A 22,833-nucleotide genomic window follows, 5' to 3' on the forward strand; every position below is an offset into this window, starting at 1 on the left:
CCGTGAATGAAGCAGATAATTACGGCCGTCGTCGTGTCGGTATTGGTGTCACTGGGCCTGGGCTATTGGCTGATGGACGCGAGTGTCCAGCGCCTCAGGCAGGAAATGGCTGCCGGCCAGGTCCGCACGGATCAGCAGATCTCGCAGGTCGCCAAAAGGCTGGCGCCGAAGACAGTCCCGGGCTCGAGCCACGTCTTCGAGCAAGGCAGGTGCAAGAGCATCACGACTGGAACGATCCGCCTCGCCGTCGGCGATACGGTCGAGTGGACGGTGGGCGATTTCAGCAACTGCCTTAAGGGCGGTTGGGTGCTGGAGTATCGGTTTGACGATCCCACTTACGTGGATCCTCCGCTGCCGACTGGTGCAGCGCCAGCGACCGGTTGGACCGTCGTAATTTCCGCGAAGGCGCTGAAAGCCGGAAGGGCCAAGTACAAGGTGTGGCGCACGCGGACGGTCGGAACTCAGAAGCAGGAGCAGCTGTTGGAAGACCCGGAACTCGAGATCGTGATGTGAGCCTAGCGCCGCTCGGGCCGCAGCACGCGGCCTGCCAGCGCGGTCGTGAACTTCCCCTCACGCCGCACCAGCTCGCCGTTGACGAGGATGTCGTTGATCCCTTCGGCGATCTGGTGCGGATCCTGATAGGTCGCCGCGTCGTTCACTTTCGCCAGGTCGAAGATCAGCACATCGGCAAACGCGCCGGGGCGCAGCTGGCCGCGGTCCTTCAATCCAAACACCGTGGCCGGCAGTGACGTCATTGAGCGAATCGCCGTGGCGATGTCCACGGTGTTCCGCTCGCGGACGTAGCGCTTGAGCTTGCGCGCGAACGCGCCGTAGGCGCGCGGGTGCGGCTTGCCCACGCCCATCGGCACCAGGTCGCCGTCGGTGCAGGTCATGGTCCACGGCTGCCGCATGATGCCCTCGATGTCGTTCTCGGACATGTTGAACGACACCAGGCTGGCGTCGCCCTTCTCGAGCATCTTGAGCGCGAACTCTTCCGGCGCCATGCCCGCCTTGGCCGCCAGGTCCGAGAGACGCTGGCCCTCGAACGACGGGTCGGCGGCGTAGCGGCTGATCATCAGGGTGTCGGCGCCGCCGCGACGGGCGATGTTGGTCTTGACCTCGGCGCGGATCTCTTCCCGCAGCTCGCCGAGGATCCGCTTCATCATCGCGTCGCGCCCGCCGACCTGCGCCGACCGCGGCATCAGCGCGCCGACAATCCCGGTGCCGCTGGCTTCATAGGGATACTGATCGGCGAACACCTGCACGCCGCGGGTCCGCGCCGCTTCAATCCGCTCGATCAGCGTCTTCGACAGGCCCCAGCTGGCCGGGCCCAGCGCCTTCATGTGCGAGACCACGCCGGTCACGCCGCCCTGCTCGGCGATGTCGATCACTTCCTGCACCGCCGCGACCACGCCGATGCTGTAGTCGGCTTCGTCGCGGATGTGGCTCGAGTAGACGCCGCCGAACGGCGCGGTGGCCCTGGCCATCGCGATCACCTCGGCGGTCTTCGAGTAGCTGCCGGGGGCGTAGTAGAGGCCGCTCGACAGGCCGACGGCGCCGGCCAGCATGCCCTGGCGCGTGAGCTCGACCATCCGCGCCAGCTCGCCGGCATTCGGATCGCGATCCGACATGTTCATCACCGCGCGGCGGATGGAGCCGTGTGGAACAAACAACCCGACGTTGGTGCCGATGCGTTGTTTCTCGTAGCCGGCGCGCTGGGCGACCAGGTCCACCGGTCCGCCGCCGTCGGGATTGACGAACACGGTGGTGAGGCCCTGAGCGAGCAGCGGCTGCCCGTGCTTCAGGCCCTCGGTGGCCAGGCCTTCGCCCGCGTGCGAATGGACGTCGATGAACCCCGGCGTGACCAGGCGATCGGCGGCGTCGACCACGGTCCTGGCGGTGGCGCCGGTTAGCTGGCCCATGGCCCGGATGCGGTCGCCGGTGATCCCGATGTCGGCGCGGTACCAGGGATTGCCGGTGCCGTCGAGGACGCGGCCATTACGAATCAGGACGTCGAACTGTTGGGGGACCTGGGCCGCGACCGGCACCAGGAAGAACAGCGTCGCGACGGCAAGGCGAATCAACATGCCGTCATTCTAGCGGCTGACAGCCTAAGGCTGCAGGAGCTTGACGTAGCGAATGTATTCGCCGGCGAAGCCGCGGCGTTCGTAGAGCGCGCGGGCGCGGGCGTTGGTGACCAGCGCGCTCAGCGTCAGGCGATCGGATCCGCGCTCGCGCGCCCAGGCTTCGGAGTGGTCGAGCAGGGCCGAGCCCACCCCCTTGCCCTCGGCCTCCGACGTCACCGCCAGCACTGAGAGGTGCGCGTGCGGGCGCTCGTTGAAATAATCGACCAGGGTCACCAGGTAGACGCAGCCGGCGGGCCGGCCGTCATGCTCGGCGATGAACAGGGCCTCGCCCGGCTTGGGTTCGCGGAACCACTCCGCGAGCGCGCGGCGGTCACCTGCGGCAAACTCGGCTTTCGATCGAAACGCCGGCACCTCGAACGACACCAGCCGGTCGGCCATGGCGAGCACGAACTCGCGGTCCGCCGGTTGCGCGGGGCGAATGGTCATCCGGCGACCGGCACGCCCTTCTTCGGGTACTTCCGCTCGACGTAGTCGTCGAGCAGTTGCTGGAAGGCGAGGGCCAGCTCGTCGTAGGTGCCCTTGAGCGTGGTGGCGTGCACGCCGTCGATGAACACCGGGCAGTTGGGCGCCTCGCCCGTGCCGGGCAGCGAGATGCCGATGTTGGCGGCCTTGGATTCGCCCGGGCCGTTGACGACGCACCCCATCACGGCGAGCGTCAGGGTTTCCACGCCCTCGTAGTTCTTCTTCCACGACGGCATCTGCTCACGGATGTAGCCCTGCACGGCCTCCGCGAGTTCCTGGAACGTCGAGCTCGTGGTCCGGCCGCAGCCGGGGCACGCGGTCACGCTCGGCGCAAAGGTCCGCAGACCGAGCGACTGCAGCAGTTCGCAGGCCGCATACACTTCCTCGCGCCGATCGCCGCCGGGCTTCGGGGTCAGCGACACCCGGATCGTGTCGCCAATGCCCTCGGCCAGCAGCACGCCCATCGCGGCGGCGGACCACACCAGTCCCTTGGTCCCCATGCCGGCTTCGGTGAGCCCGAGGTGAAGCGGCTGCGTGGTCTGGCGCGCGAGCGCGCGGTAGACGTCGATCAAGTGGCGCGGCCGCGACAGCTTGCACGAGACGATGATCTGGTCCGGGCGCAGGCCCGTCTCGATCGCCAGCTCGGTGGACTGCACGGCCGACAGCACCATGCACTCGCTGATGATGTCATCCGATTCCTTGCCGAGGTTGCGGTCGGTGTTCTCCTGCATCTTCGCCATCACCAGCTCCTGGTTGAGGGAGCCGCCGTTGACGCCGATGCGGACGGGCTTGCCGTGGTCGATGGCGACCTGGCAGATCGTGGCGAACTGTTCGTCCCGCCGCTTGCCGGTGCCGACGTTGCCGGGATTGATCCGGTACTTGTCGAGCGCCCGCGCGCAATCCGGGTGGCGCGTCAGCAGCAGGTGGCCGTTGTAGTGGAAGTCGCCGATCAGCGGAGCCGTGCAGCCGGCGTCGAGCATCCGCTGCTTGACCTCCGGAACCGCCGCGGCCGCCTCCGGCACGTTCACCGTGACTCGCACCATCTCCGAGCCTGCCTGCCAGAGCTCAATGCACTGCTGCGCCGTGCCCTTGGCATCGGCCGTGTCGGTCATGGTCATGGACTGCACGACGACCGGAGCCCCACCGCCCACCATGACGTTGCCCACCTTGACGCCGGTCGTCCGATGCCGCTTACCAATCGTTAGCATGCGCAAAATCACCAAATCACCAAATCACCAAATCACCAAATCACGAGATCCGATTCCTCGACCCAGCCGTCGTCAGCCAACGACCGTTTGATCTCATCCGCGCGGAACAGCGCGAGGTCCATGGTGTCGTAGTTCTCGGCCCGATCCATGGCGGCGTTTGCGAAAAATGCCAGCGTGTAGGGCGGGCCGCCCGGCAGGATCACCGCCCGGGCGTGAGCCTGGCCGCCGCCTTCGCTCGGGCGACTGTTCCCAGGTGGCTTGCACAGCCGCCACAAGACGGTCGGAGCCGCCGACGCCATCTATTGAGGATACAACGCCGCCGAGTCGCGTGCCGATTCGAGGAGGGCCGACAGCGTGGCGGCGGCGTATCGGCTGTCGGCAAGGGTCACGACCGAAGGGGCGCCGTCCAGGACCGCGGCCTCGAAGTCCTCGATTTCACGCACGAACAGTTCCGGTGAGCCGGCGACCTCGATCAGTTCGACCCGGCCGCCGCGTTCGAGCTCCAGTGCTTCGCGCGCGGAGGGCTTGAACGGGTTCGGCACCGTCAGCGCACCTTCGCTTCCCAGCACCTCGAGCCACGTCCGCAACGCCGCCCGGAACCCGGAGTAGATGTTGGCGGTCAGGCCGCCCGGGAAGCGCAGCATGCCCATGAACTCTTCGTCCACGCCGTTGGCGTGCCACTGAGCCGAGCCAAACACCATCTTGGGATCTCGTCCGGCCAGCAGCCGCGCGTAGGTGACGGGGTAGCAGCCGACATCCCACAAGGAGCCGCCGCCGAGCGCAGGGGCGAGCCGCGGATCGGCGTCGTGGTCCAGGGCGAAGGTGAAACCGGAGACGATGGCGCGAACGGTGCCGAGGGCGCCGCCATGGACCAGTTCGAGCACCTTGGCCGTGAGCGGTTCGTGCCGGTACATGAAGCCTTCCTCGACGACCACCTTCGCCGCCGCCGCGGCCGCGGCAATGCGATCGATGTCGGCGGGAGCGAGCGCCATGGGCTTCTCGCACAGCACGTGCTTGCCGGACCTGATGGCGGCGAGCGTCCACGGCACGTGTTCGCTGTTGGGCAGGGGAATGTAGACGGCGTCGATCGCCGGGTCGTCCAGCAGCGCCTGGTAGCCTTCGATGGCGCGCGGAATCTCCCAGCCTTGCGCGTACGCCGTGGCCCGCGCGCGGGTGCGGCTGGCCACCGCGACCAGCTCGCTACGCCGCGCCAACCGCATGGCCGGGATGAGCCGCCGGTTGATGCGGGCGGTACCGAGAATGCCCCAGCGCAGTGACGACATCGCTAGAGGACGAGTCCGGTCTGTGTAATCGGCGTCATCTGCGGCCCTGGTGAATTCCGCGTCATCAGTGTTCCGACTTCAGCCTGGCCAGCATGCGTCGATTGAATTCCTCGGACTGGCCGCGGGGAATCGACAGCGTCTTCCAGTTCGCGCCGAGCAGGTGCTTCGCCAGGAACAGGATCTGGTAGGCATGGCCCGCGTAGTGCGACACCTGCCGCATTATCGCCTTGTGGACCGTGTGCGGCTCGCCGCGGATGACCACCGCGCGCTGCAGGTCGGCGTCGGTCAGTGGCGTGAGCGCCTCGAACACGCATTGCCACCCGCGATCCCATTCGGCCAGCAGCTCCGCGCGCGTTTGCGGCACGTCCTCGAATTCCCGGTCGCGCATGCGGTCCGGCTTCTCGCCGTCGCTGGCCAGGAAGTCCACCCAGCGCGACCGCATGTTGCCCGCCATGTGCCGCATGATCACCGCGACGCTGTTCGCCTCGGGATCGATCTTCGCCTGCAGCTGTTCGCCGGAGAGCTGTTCGATCGCCTTGTCCGCGAGCCTCCTGATCTTCTGGAACTCGTCGATGGCGTCGGTGAGGATGGGCGAGTCAGTGGACATGTTCGATGACCAGGAGCGCCCCCACAGGATACCTTGCGTGATCTCGCGCCATTCTCGCCGAAATCATACATGGGCTCGGCTGTACCGTTCACCCCTAAAAAACGCCAGTTTGACCCACGAAAATACCTGTTCGCTAACTTCGTGTCGCTCTTGTCGTATCAGGTGAGCTAGCGTGGGATCTGCACGTTTGAGTTTTGAAACACCTGGGTCAGGAGTTTGTAATGTCTCGCATTGTATCGGGCGCGATGGTTGCGCTGCTCGTGTTCGCCTGTATTGATTCGTCGTCGGCGCAAGGTGTCCAGACCGGTTCGGTCAGAGGTGTTGTTCGCGATGCGACCGGCCTCGTCCTTCCTCAAGCCACCGTCCGGGCCGAGTCTCCGGCACAGCAGGGCGGGCGGGTCACGGACACCGACCAGGCCGGCGCCTATCGGCTGACCGGGCTCGCGCCCGGCGACTACACGATCACTTTCGAGTTCGCGGGTTTCCAGCCCGTGGCCCAGCACCTGCGCGTCGGCGTGGGGGCCATCGAGCAACTGGATGCCTCGCTGCAGGCGGCGGGTGTCACGGAAGCCGTGACCGTCAGCGCGGCCACGCCGTCGTTGCTATCAACGACCCTTGGCGGCGCGAGCTTCCGCGCCGCGGACCTCGACGCGCTGCCGACCGGCCGCACGCCGTCGCTCGTGGCTGAACTGGCGCCGGGTCTCACCAACAACACGCCGAACGTGAACCAGGTGACGATTTCGGGCGCGGTGGCCTACGACAACGTGTTCCTGGTGGACGGCGTCGACATTGGCGACAACCTGCTCGCGCGTCCGGACGACCTCTACATCGAAGAGGCGGTGGACGAGACCCAGGTGCAGACAGCGGGGATTTCCGCCGAGTACGGCCGCTTCTCGGGCGGCGTCGTGAACGCCGTGACCAAGCGGGGCGGCAACCTGTTCTCGGGCAGCATCCGCAGCAACCTGTCGAACGCGGCGTGGACCGACGAGACGCCCTTCGAGGTGACCAATCGGCAGAAGCGGCAGAGCAAGATGGACCGCTACTACGAAGGCACGTTCGGCGGCCCGCTCCGCCGCGACCGCGTGTGGTTCTTCTTCGCCGGGCGCACGCAGTCGAGCGAGACCAGCCTGACGCTGCCGCAGACCGCCGCGGCGTTCCAGCAGGCCGACGACCAGCGCCGCTGGGAGCTGAAGGTCACCGCCACGCCCCTGGCCAACCAGACGGTGCAGGTGCAGTACCTCGACCGGCGGCAGACCAGCCTGCGGCCGTCGTTGCCCATCACGATCGATGCGACGGCGAGCGATACGCAAGACACGCCGGGTCATCTCTTCGTGGCGAACTGGAACGGCGTTTTGTCGGGACGGTTCTTCGCGACCGCGCAGTATTCGCAGAAGGCCAATCACCCGCGGTTCGGCAACACCAGCACGCGCCTCGCCGACTCGCCATTCCTGACCATCGGGCGCGTGTCGCCGGGCGGGCTCCATTTCGGCGCGCCCTACTTCGATCGCACCGATCCCGAAGATCGCGACAACGACCAGATCACCGGCAGCGTGTCGTACTTCGGCTCGCGTCCCGGTTGGGGCACGCATGACGTGAAGGCGGGCGTCGAGATGTTCTCGCTCCAGCTGCGCGGCGGCAACTCGCAGTCGTCCACCGGCTACCTGTTCAACACCGACTACGCCACCGCCGGCGGCCGCCCGCTCACCGATGCCAGCGGGCGCGTGGTGCCGGTGTGGATTCCCGGCGCCTCGTCGGTCGGCAACACGCTGCCGACGCGCGGCGCCGAGCTCGACATCACGACCACGTCGTTCTACGTGCAGGATCGGTGGACGCCCACCGCGCGCCTGGCGCTGGACCTCGGCCTGCGCTACGAGCACGCATCGAGCGCGGCCACTGGCGACGCGCCAAGCATTGGCGCCCAGTCGTTCATGCCGCGCCTGAGCGCGAACTACGAGTTGCGTGACGGCGGGCGCACGGTGGTCGGCGCCTCCTACGCGCATTACTCCGGGCGCTACACCTCGAGTATCTTCGGCCGCAACACGCCGGTCGCCAACGCGGGACGCGTCACCAGCGTCTACAACGGCCCCGCCGGACAGGGCTACGACTTTGCCCCGGCCTCCGACCTGGCCAACTACTCGGTGGTGTCGGGCTCGTTCCCGACGGCCAACATCTTCCTGGCCGGCGACCTCCACTCGCCGCTGACGCGCGAGGTCACGCTGTCGGCCGCCCAGCAAGTGGGCGCCCGCGGCGCGGTGCGCGCGATGTACGTGTGGCGCCGCGCGACCGGCCTGGTCGAGTCGTTCATCGACGACCCGTCGGCCGCCGGCAAGACCGCGGTGGCGCTGAATGGCGTGACGTTCGGCACGTTCGACAACGTCTACTACCGCAATTCGGACGCGGCGGTGCGTGACTACCAGGCCGTGGAGCTGCAGGGCAACTACCGCCTGCGGTCGAACTGGTCGGTGGTCGGTCAGTGGACGGTGCAGTTGAAGAACGACGGCAACTACGAGGGTGAGGCCGCCAACCAGCCGGGCATCGGTTCGGTGCTGGGCGACTATCCCGAACTGCTGACCGAAGCCCGCAACTACCCGATGGGCCGGCTGGACGACTACCAGCAGCACAAGGTGCGGGTATGGTCGAACTATCAGCTCGACATGGGCCGCTTCGGCAGCGTGGCCGTGACACCGATGTGGCGCTACAACTCGGCGACCACCTACAGCCTGGTCGCCAACAGCGTGCCGCTCACCGCGGTGCAGCGCGCGCGCAATCCCGGCTATGCGCGGCTGCCGGGTTCCGGGGCCAACGGCTCGCAAACGCTGTTCTTCGGCGAGCGGGGCAGTGAGGAGTTCGCCGGCTACGGCCTCGTCGACCTGGGTGTGACCTACCAGGTGCCGGTCGTGAAGTCGCTGCGGCCCTGGGTGAAGATCGAGGTGCTCAACGCCCTCAACAACGACAAGCTGATCGGATGGGACACCACCGTGACCGCTGATGCCGCGAGCGCGCTCGACGCCAACGGCCTGCCGACCGGCTATGTGCGCGGCGTCCGCTTCGGCCAGGGCACGTCCACCGCGCACTACCCGCGGCCCCGCCCCGGCATGACCGGCGGCCGCACGATCCTCGGCGCATTCGGCTTGCGCTTCTAGACCGCAAAACACGAAGGGCCCGAAGACATGTCTCCGAGCCCTTCGTGGTTTGCGATGTGATCAGCTAGAACGAACGGGCGAACAACCCTTCGATGGCGGTCCGCGCGGTGGCGCCCAGCTCGCGGGTGCCGGTGCCGGTGAAGTGGACGTGCGTAATCACCGGCTCGTTGCCGCCGGCGCGTTCGGTCCACTTCGAGGCCTCGCCGTCCCACTCGAACCATCCCCCGCGATCCTGGTCGAACACGAACAGCGGCTTGGCGCACAGCTTCGCGAATTCCGCGCCCCAGCCGGTCCCGCCGCGGACGGTCTGGTCCGGCTGGATGCTGCCAATCACGTAGATTTCCTGGCCGTGATTGACCTGATACCAGATGCTCTGGAGGATCTTGCGGAAGGTCGGCGTGTCAGGGTAGCGGCGATTCATCAGCCGCGACACGTAGGCGAGGCTGACCTCGCCGGCGTGAAGCTCTTCGTGGTTGAGCACGCGCAGGCCGCGGGTGCGGACCGGCTTGTGGCCGTCGAACGAGAAGTTGACCTCCTCGATCCCGAAGCGCTCCGCGCACGCACCGAACTCCGCTTCGGCGCCGGGGGCGCCGCCGCTGAAGAGGATGACGTCCTCGCGGTTCGGCATGACTCGCTACTCCTTGTCGTCGCCGGCGTCGGGTTCGCCGCCCGGGTCCGGGGTGGCTTCGACCGCCGTGTCGGGAGCGTCCGGATCTGGCTCCTCGTGCTTCATGAAGTCCGGGGTGACGTCGACGGCGTCTTCCTCCGAGTCGTCCAGGTCGTACATGCGGCCCGTGAACTTGGTCGGGATCGGGCCGCGCGGCTTGTCTTCCTTCTTGGTGAAGGGCTTCTTCTTGTCCTTCGGCGGGGCCGGAGGACCGAAGTTCTTGGCGCCGCCGGTGGCGTCGCCGCCGCCGTAGCCGCCGGGACGGGGTGGGCCGCCAAACCCGCCGCCGGGCCGTGGGCCGCTGAAGCCGCCACCGCCGCTGAAGCCACCCGGCCGTGGGGGACCTCCGAAGCCGCCGCTCGGTCGGGGCGGACCTCCGGCTTCACGGGCGCGGGCCTCGCTGACGGCCAACGGACGGCCCATGAACAACTGGCCGTCGAACTTCTTGATGGCTTCTTCGGCGGGGGCTCGCTCCGCGTACTCCACGAACGCAAACCCCCGGGCGCGACCGGTTTCACGGTCGAGCGGGCGGACAATTTGTGTCGGTAGGCCAACCTGCGCAAAGTGAGTACGCAGATCGTCTTCGGTCGCCTGATAGGGCAAATTGCCCACGAACAATCGGACTGGTGGCACGGGTGAACTCTAACGGGTGACGGCTGAAGGCAATTGGGTGTTCGTGTTCAAATCCAACGTGGATGTGGAATGGTTTGGTGGGCCTTTGCTTGGGGGGGTAGCTTAGCAAATATGTCCCGGGGTCACAAGCCCTTCAGCTGGGCCTTGATGGCTTCGAGCCGTAACTTCAGCATTTCCCGGTGCGCCGGCCGGCAGGCCGCGCCCAGTTCGGCCTGGGTCTGGGCCAGGGCCAGTTCCAGCCCGGTCCGGTGCTGATTGGCTGCCGCCTGCTCTGGCGTCAGCTCCGGTTTGGCCGGGGGCTTGCGGTCCGCCTCGTCCTGCTGTGATTCAATCGCCTTGCTCTCCCACCCGCGCGCCATCCCCGGAGCATAACAGTTCCGTAAACGGACAGATCCACACCGGGGCGGGCCGGCGTCAATCCCCGTAACCCCCTGAGGCGCCAAGCAGTTGTGGTGAACCGGCGGATTGGCAAGCAAGCTGCAATGTCACGGTCCGCATGGATCGCCTCGCTCAAGACCTCCGCCACGCGCTGAGGATGTTGCTCAAGACCCCGGTGTTCACCACCGTGGTCATCTTCACGCTCGCCATCGGCATCGGCGCCAACACCGCCATGTTCAGCATCGTCAACGGCGTGCTCCTGCAGGGCCTGCCGTTCCGTGATGCCGAGCGCATTGTCGACATCAACGAAGTCGAGCGCCGCGAACCGGCCGGGGGCGGCGCCATTGCGCCGGCCACCTTCCTGGACTGGCAGAAGATGTCGACGACGCTGGAAGCGATGAGCGCGTATACGCCGCGCACCTTCAACGTCGCGCCGGCGGCGGGGGAGCCGGAACGGATGCGCGGCGCGGTGACGTCAACGGCCTTCTTTGACGTGCTGGGTGTGTCGCCCATCCTCGGCCGCCAGTTCACGCGCCACGACGCCGAACCGGGCCAGGGACAGAACATCGTCCTCAGTTACGGTTTGTGGCAGCGCTACTTCAAGGCCGCGCCCGACGTCGTCAACCAGACGGTTCGACTGAACGGACAGCCCTACACCGTGGTGGGCGTCATGCCGGCGACGCTCAACTTCCCGGAGAACGCGCAGTTCTGGATCCCGGCCTCGTACGACGTGCCCGGGTGCGGCGGCCCTGGTGATCCGCGCCAACAGCGCGGCATGCACTGCCTGCGCGGCATCGCGCGCCTCACGGCGGACACCTCGCTCCAGCAGGCCAACACCGAACTGAAGACGATCTCCGACCAGTTGGCCAAGCAGTTTCCGGATGAAGCCTCGAACTTCATCGGGCTCGTCACGCCGTTGCAGGACAAGCTGGTTGGCTCGGCGCGCACGCCGCTGCTGGTGTTGCTCGGCGCCGTCGGCTGCGTGCTGCTGATCGTGGTGGCGAACGTCGCCAACCTGTTGATGGCGCGCGCCACCGTTCGCGCGCGTGAACTCGCCATTCGCGCGGCGATTGGCGCGAACCGAGCGACGCTGATGCGCCAGTTGCTGACCGAAAGCGTCGTGATTGCCCTGGTCGGAGGCGCGCTGGGCGTGCTGGTCGCGTTCTGGAGCGTGGACTTGATCCTGGCCCTCGATCCCGGCGAGGTGCCGCGGGTGGCGGCCATTGGCGTCGACGGCCGGGCGTTGAGCTTCGCGCTGGTGCTGTCGATGATCACCGGCGTTCTGTTTGGCGTGGTGCCGGCCTGGCAGGCCTCGAAGCCCGAATTGCAGAGCACGCTGAAGGACAACACGCGCGGCTCGACCGGCGACGGCCATCGCCATGTCGCGCGCGCCGGCCTGGTACTGGCCGAGGTCTCGATTTCGCTCGTGCTGCTGGTCGGCGCCGGTCTGCTGTTCCGCAGCCTGATGACGCTGATGGACATGCCGCTCGGCTTTACCACCTCGCGCATGCTGACCATGGCGGTGGCGCCGACCGGCGAGAACTACCGCTCGCCGGGGCAGTTTCTCGACTACTGGAACCGCGTGCTCGAGCGCGTGCGCGCCGTGCCCGGCGTCGAGTTGGTGGCGCTCAGCGGCGCCCTGCCGCTCGGTGGCGGTTTCAGCGTCCTGACCTATCAGCCAGAGGGCAAGCCGGAGATGCCGCCCAACCAGCAACCGCTGACCTACTTCGTCGATGCCGGCCCCGGCTACTTCCGCACCATGGGCATTCCCGTGCTGCGCGGCCGCGAGTTCACCGAGCAGGACGCCGTCGAGAACCCGCGCGCGATCCTGATCAACGAGGCGATGGCGCGGCGGGAGTTCCCGGATGTCGAGCCAGTCGGCCGGCGTTTCTCGTTCGGCCCCGGCGAAGACGGCGAGCAGGAGTGGGTGGAGATTGTTGGCGTGGTCGGTAACGTGCGGCAGTACCGCGCCGACGAGGATCCCGTGCCGATGACCTACGCGCCCAACACCTCGTCGCCGGGCCGGGCCCAGAACCTGATGATTCGCACGGCGGGTGAGCCGATGGCGGTGGCCGGCGCGGTGCGGGCCGCGCTGCAGTCGCTCGACCCGTCGCTGCCGGTGTCGCCGCCGCGCACCCTGGATGCCGTGGTCGGCGCGTCGCTGACGCAGCGCAAGTTCAACATGACGTTGCTGATCGTGTTTGCCGGCATTGCCCTCGCGCTCGCCGTTGCCGGCATCTACGGCACCGTGGCCTATGCGGTGGCGCAACGCACGCAGGAGATTGGTATTCGCGTGGCCCTGGGCGCCTCGAGCCGGGAGATTCTCGGCCTGGTGCTGTTGGGCGCCTTGAAGCCGGTGGCCGCCGGTCTCGCGGTGGGCGTGGTGGCCTCGCTGGCGCTGACACGCGCGCTCGACGGGTTGGTCTACGGCATCAGCACCACCGACCCGCTGACCTTCATCTCGCTGCCGCTGGTGCTGGGCGTCGTCGCGTTCATTGCCGGCCTGCTGCCGGCCATGCGCGCTACGCGGGTCGATCCACTGGAAGCCTTGCGCGTCGACTAAGGTACGGTGCCTGCCCGTAGGCACCGTAGAATGTTGCCATGTTTGTATCCGTCACCCCCAATCTCGTGGTCCGCGACATCGCCAGGAGCCTGGCGTTCTATCGCGACGTGCTCGGCTTCACCATCACCATGAGCGTGCCCGACGCGCCGCCCTACGTGTTCGTGGGCCTCGAGCGCGACGGCGTGCCCGTGTTCCTCAACGACATCACCGCGGTCCTGCCCGATCACCCGTCGATGGCGACGACGCCGCCGGGCGGCACGGCGACCATGTTCTTCATCGTCACCGATGTGGACGCGCTGCACGCCGCCGTGGCGCCGAAGGCGCCGGTGGTGATGGCGCTCAAGACCCAGTTCTACGGCATGCGCGAGTTCGCGATCACCGATCCGGACGGGCACCTGATCACCTTCGCCCAACGGGTCGAGGGCGACTGATGATCCTGGCGGCGATCGTGGCGATGCAGGTGGCGATGGTCCCCATGGCCACCTGCCTACAGCCCGGTGGCACCGGTGAGACGCGTTCCGAATGGATCGTCGCCGCCGGCATCGCGAGAAGCGTCGAACTGTTCCATTCCAGCGGCGATCGGACCTACGGCGTGCAAACGGTGTCGTGGGGCCGGACGCTGACCAGGCCTCATGGTCCCGGCTGGTTGCGGGGCTGCTTCGCGTGGGCCGCCGAGGGCACTCCGTTACTGATCCAGTTCGAGCCGTCGCGTCTGTACGGCGTGGGCCTTGCGCCCGTCGTGTGGCGTTGGAACTTCCTGCCGCTGCGGAGGTGGTCAGTGTTCGCGGAGTTGGCGATGGGCGGATTGTGGACGAGCGACCCGATTCCGGAAGGCACCGAGTCGTTGAACTTCACCGCGCACTGGGGCGGCGGCGTCCGGTGGTATACCTCGCCGCGCGACAGCGTCGTCTTCTCTTACCGGTTCCAGCATTTTTCGAACGGCAACCAGCTCTCGACGAACCCGGGCGTCAACAGCCACGTGTTGCTGGCCGGCTGGTCGCGCCGCTCGGCGCGGTAATGGTCCGGCTAAAGCCGGACACTACCGATGTGGCGTCCGGCTGACATGTGGCGTTCGGCGTTAGCCGGACTGTTACCGCTCGTAACTCTCGCGCTTCGACGACGCCGTCAGCTTGACCAGGTAGCGCATCGGCTCGGCGCGGAACATCGTCCGCAACTCGTCCAGGCTCCTGGCGCCGCCGTAGCTGATGGACGAGCACAGGTGCTTGAGGATGTCCTGCACGATGGGCCGCACCGAGCCGCGGGCCGGCACGCTCACCTCGGTGCCCTCCGCCCCCAACGCCTCGAGATCCACCACCTCGTCGTCTTCCACGTCCAGCCGATCGCGAATCGCCTGGATCGACGCCATGCCGCGCAGGACCTTGAACGGGACCTTCACCGATCGTTGCTGGTCGGGCAGGACCACCGCCTTCTGGACCATGTCGCCGGGCGTTTCTTCGGTGCCGGCAAACATGCTCCCCAGCATCACCGTGTCGCCGCCGAAGAGGAGGGCCTCGAGAATGGCGCCGTGGCGCTTGATGCCGCCGTCGGCGATGAGCGGCACGCCGTTGTCGCCGGCGCCAAGCCGGCATTCGACGAGGGCCTGGAGCTGCGGCACGCCGAAACTCGTCGTCAGGCGCGTCGTGCAGCCGCCGCCGGGACCGATGCCCACCTTGATGGCGTTGACGCCGCGCCCGGCGAGAAACCGCACGCCGTCGGCGGTCGCCACGTTGCCGGCCACCAGCTCCACGTCGGGAAATGTCTTGCGGAAGGCGTCAATGGCCTTGGCCATCACCGTCGAATGGCCGTGGGCGATGTCGATCACGATCACGTCCACCTGGGCCTTGACCAGTTCGGCGGCGCGTTCCAGGTAGTCGCCGGTGGCGCCGATGGCGGCGCCCACGCGCAACCGTCCCTGGGCGTCGCGCGTGGCAAAGGGGAGTCGTTCCTGGCGGTAGATGTCCTTGGCGGTGATCAAGCCGATCAGGGTGCCCTGAGCGTCCACCAGCGGCAGCTTCTTGACCTTGCGCTCCACCATGATCCGCTCGGCGGCGGCCAGCGTCAGCTCGCCCCGGCCCACCACCAGTGCGCCGACCGGCGTCATGCGCGAGCTGACGTCACCCTGTTTCGTGTCGACGAACCGGACGTCGCGCTCGGTCAGCAGCCCCTGGAGCCGGCGTTGCTCGTCCACGACCACCAGCGTGCCGGCGCGGGCGCGCTTCATCAGGGCCACCGCCGTGGCCAGCGCCGTGGCGGGCGTGACGGCGTAGGGGTCGCGGATGATGATGTGCTGCATCCGCTTGACCTTCTCCACCTCGCGCACCTGCGGCTCGATGTCGCCGTTGCGGAACCCGCGGTCGATGATGCCGAGGCCGCCCTCTTCCGCCTGCACGATGGCCATCGGCGCCCGCGTGACGGTATCCATGTTGGCCGAGACCAGCGGCCGCTTGAGGGTGATGTGGGTGGAGAACCGGCACGACAGGTCGATCGCCGACGGGTCACGGCGCTCGACCACGCTGTACTGCGGCCGCAAGAGGAAGTCGTCGAACGTGGCGCCGCGCACCAGGTCGGCGAGCGCGTCGAAGCCTGAAGCCATGCCGCTACTTTACCTGTCCCGTCGTAGCTTTAGCGATGCGGACCTGTCCCGCCGTAGCTTTAGCGAGTGCGGACCTGTCCCGCCGTAGCTTTGGCGATGCGGACCTGTCCCGCCGTAGCTTTAGCGATGCGGACCTGTCCCGCCGTAGCTTTAGCGAAGGCGGACTGCTATCCTCACAGCAGCTCATGCAATTGGATTTGCCCTTTCGGGTGGCTCCTACGGTGTTTGTCCGGCACCAGTGGGCCCGGCGTTACATCCTCCGCGTGCTCGACGATGGGACGTTGCGGGTGACGTTGCCGCGCTGGGGATCGAAGCGGGAAGCACTGGCGTTTGTCGAGACGAGCCAGGGCTGGATCGAACAGCAGCGGCTGTCGCGCATGGCGCGCCCGGCGGTGGTGCATCCCGACGAGCCGGGGTTGCGCCAGCGCGCGCGGCGGGAACTGCCGCCCGCGCTCCAGGCGCTCGCCGGCGTGCACGGGATCGCGGTGACGCGCATCTCGGTGCGCAACCAGCGGTCGCGATGGGGCGCCTGTTCCGCGACCGGCGCGATTACGCTCAACTGGCGGCTGATCCTCGTGCCGGATTTCGTCAGGGAATACGTGATGCTGCACGAGTTGATGCATCGGCGGGAGTTGAACCACTCCGATCGGTTCTGGCGGCACGTCCGCGCGGTGTGCCCACAGCACGAGGAAGCGCGGCGGTGGCTCCTGACCGATGGGCAGCGGCTGTTCACCGGCGCCGCGGCCAGCGGCGAGTGTTAGGAGACGTGATGAAGCGGATACTCGTGTTCGCGATGTGTGTGGCGGGAATGGTTGCGGCCGGCGCGCCCCGGGCCGAGGCCCAACTGAGCATGGGCCCGTTCCGGGGGTATCTCACCGGGCAGGCCGGCCTGGCCACCGGCGGCGATCTCTCGAATCCAATCTTCACGCCGGGCGTCGCGGTCTCGGTGCAGGAAGACAACGGCTGGGGCGCCGAGTTCGACTTCGGCTACTCGTCGGAGGCCGAATCCGGCCGCCAGTTACTCGACATTGCCACCTACATGTTCAACGGCAACTGGATTCAGCCGCGCGGCAGCCTGCGCCCGTTCGTGTCGGCGGGGGCCGGCATCATGCAGATGGATGGCTGTGACGCGCCGTGCGGACGTCCGGCCAAGACCTACGACCTTGGCGTCAATGCCGGCGCCGGCGCCTTGTTCGCCATGACCGACGCCGTCGGCCTGCGCGGAGACGTCAGGTATTTCCGGACGCTGGCCGATCATCCGGACCTTCGCCGCGCGAACGACCTCGGCTTCTGGCGCGTCTCGCTCGGCGTCACGTTGCTATGGGCCATCGTTCCTTAGCCCTGGTGCTCGTCCTGGCGCTCTTCGTCGCCGTGCTGCGTGGCGACGTGCAGGCGGAGACGTGGGAGGTCGTCGTCCTTGGCATCGCCCAGGACGGTGGCATCCCGCAGTTGGGATGCCAGCGGCCGATTTGCCAGGACATCCGGGCGGGGAAGCGGCAACCGGAGAAAGTGTCGAGCCTGGGCCTGATCAATCGGCGCACCGGCGCGGCCTACGTCTTTGACGCCACGCCCGATTTTCCCGCACAGGTGCAGCGCCTTACCGGCGGCAAGACGCCGGCCGGCATCTTCCTCACGCACGCGCACATCGGGCACTACACCGGGTTGATGTTCCTCGGACGCGAGTCAATCAACGCCGCGTCGGTGCCCGTGTATGCCACCGATCGCATGAGCGCGTTTCTCCGGGGGAATGGTCCGTGGAGCCAGTTGGTCTCGATTCCGAACATCGCGCTGCGGACGCTGGTCTACGAACAACCAGTCACGCTTGACGGCGGCGTGGCGGTGACGGCGTTTCGCGTCCCGCATCGCGATGAGTTCTCCGACACGGTGGGCTTTCGCATCGCCGGCCCGAATCGCTCGGCTCTCTTCATCCCGGACATCGATCGCTGGGAGAAGTGGGATCGCAACATCCGCGAGCTGGCCAACACGGTTGACTACGCGTTCCTCGACGGCACGTTCGCGTCGGCCACCGAGATCAACCGCCCGATCGAGGAGATCCCGCATCCGCTGATGAGCCGTACGCGCGAACTGCTCAAGGGCGTGAAGGCGAAGCTGTGGTTCATCCACATCAACAACAGCAACGCCGAGATCGATCATGCCGACGTCGTCAAGGAAGGCATGAGCTTCCCGCTCTAGCGCTCGCGAAGCACGGTCGAGCTGTCCTGTCTGCGGCACAACCCACGCCACCTTCCGCGGCCATCGCGCGAGAAGCGTCCTCTGTTCTAGTCGCTTTTCCGGCGTTTTCGCTGGCACATGCCTTGTAGTGCATGGTGACCAGGGGAGACAAAATCATGTTGAAAACGATCCTGGGATCGGCGATCGGCGGCCTCATGGCAGGTGCGGTCGCGCTCGGCGTGTCGGCATTCGCGCACTCGGCTCCGGCGCCCGTGATGGGCGTGGACCCGAACAACCCGTACGCGATGACGGTGGCCTACACCGGCGTGCCCGGCCAGGGTGCGGCGGTGGTGATGGCTCGACCGGCGTACTACGCGCCGCAGCCGACGTACGCGCCCGACATCGTCTCCATGCCGGTGCCGCGCGCGCGCACGGTGGCACGGCCCGCGGCGGCGCGTGAGCGCGTGGTCTACCGCGACGAGGATCGGCGCGAAGGCCGGTCGTGGGGCAAGACCGCGATGATCATCGGCGGCAGCGCCGGCGGCGGCGCCGGCATCGGCGGCCTCATCGGCGGCAAGAAGGGCGCCCTGATCGGGGCCGCCATCGGCGGCGGCGCGGCGACGATCTACGAGTCGGTCAAGCGATAACGCGGCCCGATTCGAACCAGGTGGCGCCGGGGCGGATGTCCTCTGCGTCATCTGGTGTCCGTTCCGGTCGCCTGCCTGCGCGGATTCTGCCAATCTCCGTCGAGGGCGGTTAAGATGGGATCGATGACCGCCGCCGGTCCCACGCAGCCAACGGCCGAAATGCCGGTCCCCAACGTTCCGTTGATTCACCGGCCCGATGCCACCCAGGTGACGGCGACGTTGGTGCGCGCGCCGCTGGTCGAGCGGAAGCGGCTGCTGGTGGTGGACGACGAGCAACCGGTGCTGAAACTGCTCGTCCGCATCCTCGCCGTGGACAACTACGAAATTCAATCCACCGACTCCGGCGTGGAAGCGGCGCGCCTGATCGACGCGCCGAACTTTCGCGGCGTGGACCTGCTGGTGACCGACCTGATGATGCCGAACATGAACGGGCGTCAGCTCGCGGGGGTGGTGCGCAAGCGCTACCCGTCGGCGCGGGTCCTCTACGTCACCGGTTTTGCCGACACCCTGTTCTCCGGCGTGCAGGAGTTGGGCGACGGCGAGTCGTTCATCGAGAAACCGTTCGGCGCCGAAGGCCTGCTCGAGGCGACGCGGCTGGTGATGTTCGGTCACATCTCGGATGACAAGCCGCAATCCGACAAGCGCGAGCAGCAGGAAGAGTGGGCCGACGAGCGGGTGCGCACGAAGGTCGTCCGGCTGCTGAAGCGCCTCAAGTTCGCCTGAGGCCCGAGTGGCCTGAGCCTGCCCTGTCAGTGACCCGCTCGCGCGGGGCGTGCGCCTCTTGTATGATCCGCGCGTGTCTGCCGACGCGCGGCCGGTGAGAGAGGGTGAGCACCTCGACTGGGTGCGGGTCGCGGCCTATCTCCAGGAACATCTTCCGACCGGCCAGATTCCCGGCCTGGATCTGTCGCACGACATGCAGGTCGGGCAATTTCATGGCGGCCATTCGAACCTGACCTATCTCGTGCGTTATGGGGACGTCGAGCTCGTGCTCCGCCGGCCGCCGCTCGGCCCGCTGCCGCCGACGGCCCACGACATGGCGCGCGAGCACCGCTGGCTCGAGGCGATCCATCCGCTGTTCCCGCTCGCGCCCCGCCCGTACTTGTTGTGCGAAGACCCCGCGATTGCCGGCGCGCCGTTCTACGTCATGGAGCGCCGGCGCGGGCTGATTGTCCGCACGGACGAGCCCCCGCAGCTGCACGATCTACCGGCTGAGCGCCGCCGCGTGAGCCGGGCGTTGGTCGAGATGATGGCCGGATTGCATGCCATCGACATCCAGGCCACTGGCTTGTCCCGCCTGGGCAAGCCGATCGGTTTCGTTGAGCGGCAGGTCCGCGGGTGGACCGAGCGCTGGCAGCGCTCGAAGACCGATGACGACGTCCCCGCGATGGAGGAACTGGTCACCTGGCTGCCGGCCCATCTGCCGCCCGACGCCGACCCTCCCGCCATCGTCCATGGCGACATCAAGCTCGACAACGTGATGCTCGATCCGCATGACATCGGCCGGCTGGTCGCCGTCTTCGATTGGGAGATGACCGCGCTGGGCGACCCGCTGGTCGATCTCGGCATCTTCCTGGCGTACTGGTCGCACGGCACGCGGCTGGAGCCCAACGATGCGCTCGCCTCGGTCACCGACCGGGCCGGCTGGTTCACTCGCGACGAAGTCATCGAGTGCTACGCCGCGAACAGCGGGCGGGATCTCTCGCGCCTCGTGTTCTACGAAGCATTCGCGCTGTTCAAGGTGGCCGTGGTGATCCAGCAGATCTTCTTCCGCTACAAGCGCGGTCACACCAACGATGCCCGGTTCGCGCAGTTCGACGTGCGCGTCAGGCACCTGGCCAGGAAAGCGGTGGAGGCGATCAGCTAGGGCTGCCGGTCCGGGTAGTAGCGCACTCTCCACTCCAGCACGACGCACGGCTTGTCCTGGCCCTCGCGCTCGATGGTGACGCCCCATGTCACCTGCAGGCCATCCTTTGCCGCCTCGACCGCGGCGGCGACGAATCGGCCGCGGACCCGCGAACCGACCGGAACCGCCGCGACGAAGCGGACGCGGTCGCAGCCGTAGTTGATCAGCATGCGCGTGCCGGTCACGTCGATGGCGTTGGGAAGCAGGGTGCTGACGAGCGACAGGGTCAGGAATCCATGCGCAATGGTGGACCCGTACGGCGACTCGACCGCCGCGCGCGCGGCGTCGATGTGGATCCACTGGTGATCGCCGGTCGCCTCGGCGAATCGATCAATCCGCTCCTGCGTCACGGTGAGCCATTCGCTCACGCCGAGCTCCGCGCCGACCCGGTTGGCCAGGTCGGTGACACCGATGCTAATCGCCATAAAGCTTGCCCCCGGCATGTGCACTATCATCCGCGCATGACTTTACCGCAGCGCCTCGCGGCGTTCATGGACGAGCATGTCTATCCCAACGAGGCGACGTTTCACCGCCAGGTAGCCGAGGGCGACCGGTGGCAGCCGACGCCCATTGTCGAGGAACTGAAGGCCAGGGCGCGCGCGGCCGGGTTGTGGAACCTGTTCCTCCCGGAAAGCGAGTACGGCGCGGGATTGACCAACGTCGAGTACGCGCCGCTGTGCGAGATCATGGGCCGATCGATCCCGATGGGGCCGGAGGTCTTCAACTGTTCGGCGCCCGACACCGGCAACATGGAGGTGCTGGTGCGCTACGGCACGGCCGAGCAGCGCAGGCGATGGCTCGAGCCGCTGCTGGCAGGGGAGATCCGGTCGTGCTTTGCCATGACGGAGCCGGATGTGGCCTCCTCCGACGCCACCAACATTCAATCCCGCATCGTCCGCGACGGCGACGACTACGTCATCAACGGGCACAAGTGGTGGATCTCCGGCGCCGGCGATCCGCGCTGCCGGATCGCGATCTTCATGGGGAAGACCAGTCCGCAGGCGCCGGTGCATCAGCAGCAGTCGATGATCCTGGTGCCGATGGACACCCCGGGCATCGAGACGCGGCGCATGCTGCCGGTGTTTGGCTTTGACGATGCGCCGCATGGGCACGCTGAGTTGGTGTTCACCAACGTCCGGGTGCCGGCCACGAACATCCTGCTGGGCGAGGGCCGTGGCTTCGAAATTGCGCAAGGGCGCCTGGGGCCGGGCCGCATCCATCATTGCATGCGGCTGATCGGCAGCGCCGAGCGCGCGCTCGAGGCCATGTGCCGCCGGGTCAAGGCCCGGGTCGCCTTCGGCAAACCGCTGGCGGAGCAGGGAACCGTTCGCGCCGGCATTGCGGAATCGCGGATGGAGATCGAGCAGGCGCGCCTGCTCACGCTGAAGGCGGCGCAACTGATGGACACCGTGGGCAACAAAGCGGCCCGCCGGGAGATTGCGATGATCAAGGTCGTGGTGCCGCGCATGGCGGCGCGCGTGATCGACCGGGCAATCCAGGCGCACGGCGCCGCCGGGGTCTCGGATGACTTCGGCCTCGCCGCGGCGTGGGCCTACGCGCGCACCATTCGCCTGGCTGACGGTCCGGATGAAGTGCACGTCGAGGCGATCGCGAAGATGGAGCTCAAGTGATGGTCATCCCGCCATCGACGACGATGACCTGTCCAGTGATGTAGTTGGAGGCGTCGGCGGCCAGGAACACGATGACGCCCTTCAGCTCGCCCTCGGCGCCGACGCGCGGAAGGGGACTGGTGGTCTTGAGCTCGGGCTCGACCATGGCGATCGCCGCGTCGGCCAGACGCGAATGGAAGTAGCCGGGCGCGACGGCGTTGACGCGAATGCCCTGGCGTCCCCAGGACGCGGCCAGTTCCCGGGTCAGGCCCATCAGCCCCGCCTTGCTGGCGGCGTAGGCCGCGTAGTGCGGGCCCGACACCGATGAGATCAACCCGGCGATCGACGAGACGTTGATGATGCGGCCGTACCCGGCCTTCAGCATCTCGCGGCCGGCGGCCTGTGCGAACAGGAAGGCGCCGGTCAGGTTGACGTCGATCACCTTCTGCCACTTGTCGGCCGGCAGATCTTCCGGCCGCGCCGCCCACGTCACGCCGGCGTTGTTCACCAGGATGTCGATGCGGCCGTAGGTCTCGCGGGTCTTGTCGACGACGGCCTGCACCTGGTCGGCCTTCGACACGTCGCAGGCCATGCCGTCCACGGTGAAGCCGCGCGCGCGCAGGGCGTCGATGGCGGGGGTGAGCCAATCGGCCCGCCGCGCGCATAGCATCAATGAGGCGCCGGCCTCGGCCAGGCCTTCGGCCATCTCGAGGCCGAGGCCGCGAGAGCCGCCCGTGACAATGGCCACGCGGCCGGTGAGGTCAAACAGTGAACTAAGTGGAACCACGCCAGAGATTAGATCAGAACAGCCGGG

At 67.5% G+C, this 22,833-nt stretch carries 24 protein-coding genes; 12 read left to right on the top strand and 12 right to left on the bottom strand.

All coding sequences use genetic code 11. The features are described 5' to 3' along the window. Nucleotides 1-6 precede the first annotated feature (6 nt). Entirely contained in the window at nucleotides 7-513 is a 507-nt protein-coding gene (locus WC815_06915) for a hypothetical protein (protein ID MFA5908488.1), read from the top strand. 2 nt (nucleotides 514-515) lie between these two features. Here the strand turns inward: WC815_06915 and WC815_06920 are convergent, their stop codons facing one another. The 6 genes from WC815_06920 to WC815_06945 form a co-directional block, all read right to left on the bottom strand. Next, nucleotides 516-2,087, bottom strand: coding sequence for an amidohydrolase family protein (locus WC815_06920; GenBank protein ID MFA5908489.1), 1,572 nt, complete (start codon nucleotides 2,085-2,087; stop codon nucleotides 516-518). A gap of 24 nt (nucleotides 2,088-2,111) precedes the next feature. Beyond that, on the bottom strand, nucleotides 2,112-2,573 hold the full coding sequence (locus WC815_06925) for a GNAT family N-acetyltransferase (GenBank protein ID MFA5908490.1): 462 nt from the start codon (nucleotides 2,571-2,573) through the stop codon (nucleotides 2,112-2,114). Next, on the bottom strand, nucleotides 2,570-3,817 hold the full coding sequence (ispG, locus tag WC815_06930; GenBank protein ID MFA5908491.1) for a flavodoxin-dependent (E)-4-hydroxy-3-methylbut-2-enyl-diphosphate synthase: 1,248 nt from the start codon (nucleotides 3,815-3,817) through the stop codon (nucleotides 2,570-2,572). Before ispG ends, WC815_06925 begins: the two co-directional genes overlap by 4 nt. A 32-nt stretch (nucleotides 3,818-3,849) precedes the next feature. Beyond that, entirely contained in the window at nucleotides 3,850-4,116 is a 267-nt protein-coding gene (locus WC815_06935) for a hypothetical protein (GenBank protein MFA5908492.1), read from the bottom strand. Next, the gene (locus tag WC815_06940) at nucleotides 4,117-5,100 is read right to left on the bottom strand and encodes a Gfo/Idh/MocA family oxidoreductase (protein MFA5908493.1); all 984 of its coding nucleotides are present in this window, start codon (nucleotides 5,098-5,100) and stop codon (nucleotides 4,117-4,119) included. Between the two features lie 64 nt (nucleotides 5,101-5,164). Continuing rightward, nucleotides 5,165-5,707: a DUF1572 family protein gene (locus WC815_06945; protein ID MFA5908494.1), complete on the bottom strand. Its 543-nt coding sequence runs from the start codon at nucleotides 5,705-5,707 to the stop codon at nucleotides 5,165-5,167. Between the two features lie 221 nt (nucleotides 5,708-5,928). Between WC815_06945 and WC815_06950 the strand changes: the two genes are divergently transcribed. Next, on the top strand, nucleotides 5,929-8,850 hold the full coding sequence (locus tag WC815_06950) for a TonB-dependent receptor (protein ID MFA5908495.1): 2,922 nt from the start codon (nucleotides 5,929-5,931) through the stop codon (nucleotides 8,848-8,850). Between the two features lie 64 nt (nucleotides 8,851-8,914). On the opposite strand, the gene WC815_06955 is transcribed toward WC815_06950, so the two are convergent. The 3 genes from WC815_06955 to WC815_06965 form a co-directional block, all read right to left on the bottom strand. After that, complete coding sequence (locus WC815_06955) at nucleotides 8,915-9,478, bottom strand: hypothetical protein (protein MFA5908496.1); 564 nt, start codon at nucleotides 9,476-9,478, stop codon at nucleotides 8,915-8,917. Between the two features lie 6 nt (nucleotides 9,479-9,484). Continuing rightward, nucleotides 9,485-10,150 carry a hypothetical protein gene (locus tag WC815_06960; protein MFA5908497.1) on the bottom strand — a complete coding sequence of 222 codons (666 nt, stop codon included), beginning with the start codon at nucleotides 10,148-10,150 and terminating at the stop codon, nucleotides 9,485-9,487. Nucleotides 10,151-10,272: 122 nt separating this feature from the next. After that, nucleotides 10,273-10,509, bottom strand: a complete 237-nt coding sequence (locus WC815_06965; GenBank protein ID MFA5908498.1) for a hypothetical protein — start codon at nucleotides 10,507-10,509, stop codon at nucleotides 10,273-10,275. Nucleotides 10,510-10,646: 137 nt separating this feature from the next. Between WC815_06965 and WC815_06970 the strand changes: the two genes are divergently transcribed. From WC815_06970 to WC815_06980, 3 genes are read left to right on the top strand one after another with little or no spacing between them, the layout of a single operon-like run. Next, nucleotides 10,647-13,091, top strand: coding sequence for an ABC transporter permease (locus WC815_06970; protein ID MFA5908499.1), 2,445 nt, complete (start codon nucleotides 10,647-10,649; stop codon nucleotides 13,089-13,091). Nucleotides 13,092-13,129: 38 nt separating this feature from the next. Continuing rightward, nucleotides 13,130-13,522, top strand: coding sequence for a VOC family protein (locus tag WC815_06975; protein MFA5908500.1), 393 nt, complete (start codon nucleotides 13,130-13,132; stop codon nucleotides 13,520-13,522). Continuing rightward, the gene (locus WC815_06980; protein MFA5908501.1) at nucleotides 13,522-14,109 is read left to right on the top strand and encodes an acyloxyacyl hydrolase; all 588 of its coding nucleotides are present in this window, start codon (nucleotides 13,522-13,524) and stop codon (nucleotides 14,107-14,109) included. Before WC815_06975 ends, WC815_06980 begins: the two co-directional genes overlap by 1 nt. Before the next feature lie 72 nt (nucleotides 14,110-14,181). Here WC815_06980 and WC815_06985 read toward each other — a convergent pair whose 3' ends face one another. Then, the gene (locus WC815_06985; protein ID MFA5908502.1) at nucleotides 14,182-15,684 is read right to left on the bottom strand and encodes an IMP dehydrogenase; all 1,503 of its coding nucleotides are present in this window, start codon (nucleotides 15,682-15,684) and stop codon (nucleotides 14,182-14,184) included. A 209-nt stretch (nucleotides 15,685-15,893) separates the two neighbouring features. On the opposite strand from WC815_06985, the gene WC815_06990 reads away from it, so the two are divergent. The 6 genes from WC815_06990 (at nucleotide 15,894) to WC815_07015 (ending at nucleotide 20,370) form a co-directional block, all read left to right on the top strand. Beyond that, nucleotides 15,894-16,445 (top strand): SprT family zinc-dependent metalloprotease, encoded by a 552-nt coding sequence (locus tag WC815_06990; GenBank protein ID MFA5908503.1) that lies wholly within the window; start codon nucleotides 15,894-15,896, stop codon nucleotides 16,443-16,445. A gap of 8 nt (nucleotides 16,446-16,453) precedes the next feature. Beyond that, nucleotides 16,454-17,023 (top strand): outer membrane beta-barrel protein, encoded by a 570-nt coding sequence (locus WC815_06995; protein MFA5908504.1) that lies wholly within the window; start codon nucleotides 16,454-16,456, stop codon nucleotides 17,021-17,023. Further along, a complete protein-coding gene (locus tag WC815_07000) occupies nucleotides 17,005-17,877 on the top strand; it encodes an MBL fold metallo-hydrolase (protein MFA5908505.1) in 873 nt (290 codons plus the stop codon). The genes WC815_06995 and WC815_07000 overlap by 19 nt, the downstream gene beginning before the upstream one ends. Nucleotides 17,878-18,032: 155 nt before the next feature. After that, nucleotides 18,033-18,503 (top strand): hypothetical protein, encoded by a 471-nt coding sequence (locus WC815_07005; protein ID MFA5908506.1) that lies wholly within the window; start codon nucleotides 18,033-18,035, stop codon nucleotides 18,501-18,503. Nucleotides 18,504-18,626: 123 nt separating this feature from the next. After that, the gene (locus tag WC815_07010; GenBank protein ID MFA5908507.1) at nucleotides 18,627-19,226 is read left to right on the top strand and encodes a response regulator; all 600 of its coding nucleotides are present in this window, start codon (nucleotides 18,627-18,629) and stop codon (nucleotides 19,224-19,226) included. 73 nt (nucleotides 19,227-19,299) lie between these two features. After that, nucleotides 19,300-20,370, top strand: coding sequence for a phosphotransferase family protein (locus tag WC815_07015; GenBank protein ID MFA5908508.1), 1,071 nt, complete (start codon nucleotides 19,300-19,302; stop codon nucleotides 20,368-20,370). On the opposite strand, the gene WC815_07020 is transcribed toward WC815_07015, so the two are convergent. Further along, entirely contained in the window at nucleotides 20,367-20,834 is a 468-nt protein-coding gene (locus WC815_07020) for a MaoC family dehydratase (protein MFA5908509.1), read from the bottom strand. The genes WC815_07015 and WC815_07020 overlap by 4 nt on opposite strands. A 36-nt stretch (nucleotides 20,835-20,870) precedes the next feature. On the opposite strand from WC815_07020, the gene WC815_07025 reads away from it, so the two are divergent. After that, entirely contained in the window at nucleotides 20,871-22,040 is a 1,170-nt protein-coding gene (locus WC815_07025) for an acyl-CoA dehydrogenase family protein (protein ID MFA5908510.1), read from the top strand. Here the strand turns inward: WC815_07025 and WC815_07030 are convergent. Next, nucleotides 22,033-22,806: a glucose 1-dehydrogenase gene (locus WC815_07030; GenBank protein ID MFA5908511.1), complete on the bottom strand. Its 774-nt coding sequence runs from the start codon at nucleotides 22,804-22,806 to the stop codon at nucleotides 22,033-22,035. The two genes, WC815_07025 and WC815_07030, sit on opposite strands and share 8 nt — an antisense overlap. Nucleotides 22,807-22,833 lie beyond the last annotated feature (27 nt).

This window comes from Vicinamibacterales bacterium, assembly GCA_041659285.1.
GTDB lineage: Bacteria > Acidobacteriota > Vicinamibacteria > Vicinamibacterales > UBA2999 > 12-FULL-67-14b.

Coding starts and splice junctions, on each gene's coding strand:
- WC815_06915 (MFA5908488.1), top strand. CDS start 7: ATGAAGCAGATAATTACGGCCGTCGTCGTGTCGGTATTGGTGTCACTG.
- WC815_06920 (MFA5908489.1), bottom strand. CDS start 2,087: ATGTTGATTCGCCTTGCCGTCGCGACGCTGTTCTTCCTGGTGCCGGTC.
- WC815_06925 (MFA5908490.1), bottom strand. CDS start 2,573: ATGACCATTCGCCCCGCGCAACCGGCGGACCGCGAGTTCGTGCTCGCC.
- ispG (MFA5908491.1), bottom strand. CDS start 3,817: ATGCTAACGATTGGTAAGCGGCATCGGACGACCGGCGTCAAGGTGGGC.
- WC815_06935 (MFA5908492.1), bottom strand. CDS start 4,116: ATGGCGTCGGCGGCTCCGACCGTCTTGTGGCGGCTGTGCAAGCCACCT.
- WC815_06940 (MFA5908493.1), bottom strand. CDS start 5,100: ATGTCGTCACTGCGCTGGGGCATTCTCGGTACCGCCCGCATCAACCGG.
- WC815_06945 (MFA5908494.1), bottom strand. CDS start 5,707: ATGTCCACTGACTCGCCCATCCTCACCGACGCCATCGACGAGTTCCAG.
- WC815_06950 (MFA5908495.1), top strand. CDS start 5,929: ATGTCTCGCATTGTATCGGGCGCGATGGTTGCGCTGCTCGTGTTCGCC.
- WC815_06955 (MFA5908496.1), bottom strand. CDS start 9,478: ATGCCGAACCGCGAGGACGTCATCCTCTTCAGCGGCGGCGCCCCCGGC.
- WC815_06965 (MFA5908498.1), bottom strand. CDS start 10,509: ATGGCGCGCGGGTGGGAGAGCAAGGCGATTGAATCACAGCAGGACGAG.
- WC815_06970 (MFA5908499.1), top strand. CDS start 10,647: ATGGATCGCCTCGCTCAAGACCTCCGCCACGCGCTGAGGATGTTGCTC.
- WC815_06975 (MFA5908500.1), top strand. CDS start 13,130: ATGTTTGTATCCGTCACCCCCAATCTCGTGGTCCGCGACATCGCCAGG.
- WC815_06980 (MFA5908501.1), top strand. CDS start 13,522: ATGATCCTGGCGGCGATCGTGGCGATGCAGGTGGCGATGGTCCCCATG.
- WC815_06985 (MFA5908502.1), bottom strand. CDS start 15,684: ATGGCTTCAGGCTTCGACGCGCTCGCCGACCTGGTGCGCGGCGCCACG.
- WC815_06995 (MFA5908504.1), top strand. CDS start 16,454: ATGAAGCGGATACTCGTGTTCGCGATGTGTGTGGCGGGAATGGTTGCG.
- WC815_07000 (MFA5908505.1), top strand. CDS start 17,005: ATGGGCCATCGTTCCTTAGCCCTGGTGCTCGTCCTGGCGCTCTTCGTC.
- WC815_07005 (MFA5908506.1), top strand. CDS start 18,033: ATGTTGAAAACGATCCTGGGATCGGCGATCGGCGGCCTCATGGCAGGT.
- WC815_07010 (MFA5908507.1), top strand. CDS start 18,627: ATGACCGCCGCCGGTCCCACGCAGCCAACGGCCGAAATGCCGGTCCCC.
- WC815_07020 (MFA5908509.1), bottom strand. CDS start 20,834: ATGGCGATTAGCATCGGTGTCACCGACCTGGCCAACCGGGTCGGCGCG.
- WC815_07025 (MFA5908510.1), top strand. CDS start 20,871: ATGACTTTACCGCAGCGCCTCGCGGCGTTCATGGACGAGCATGTCTAT.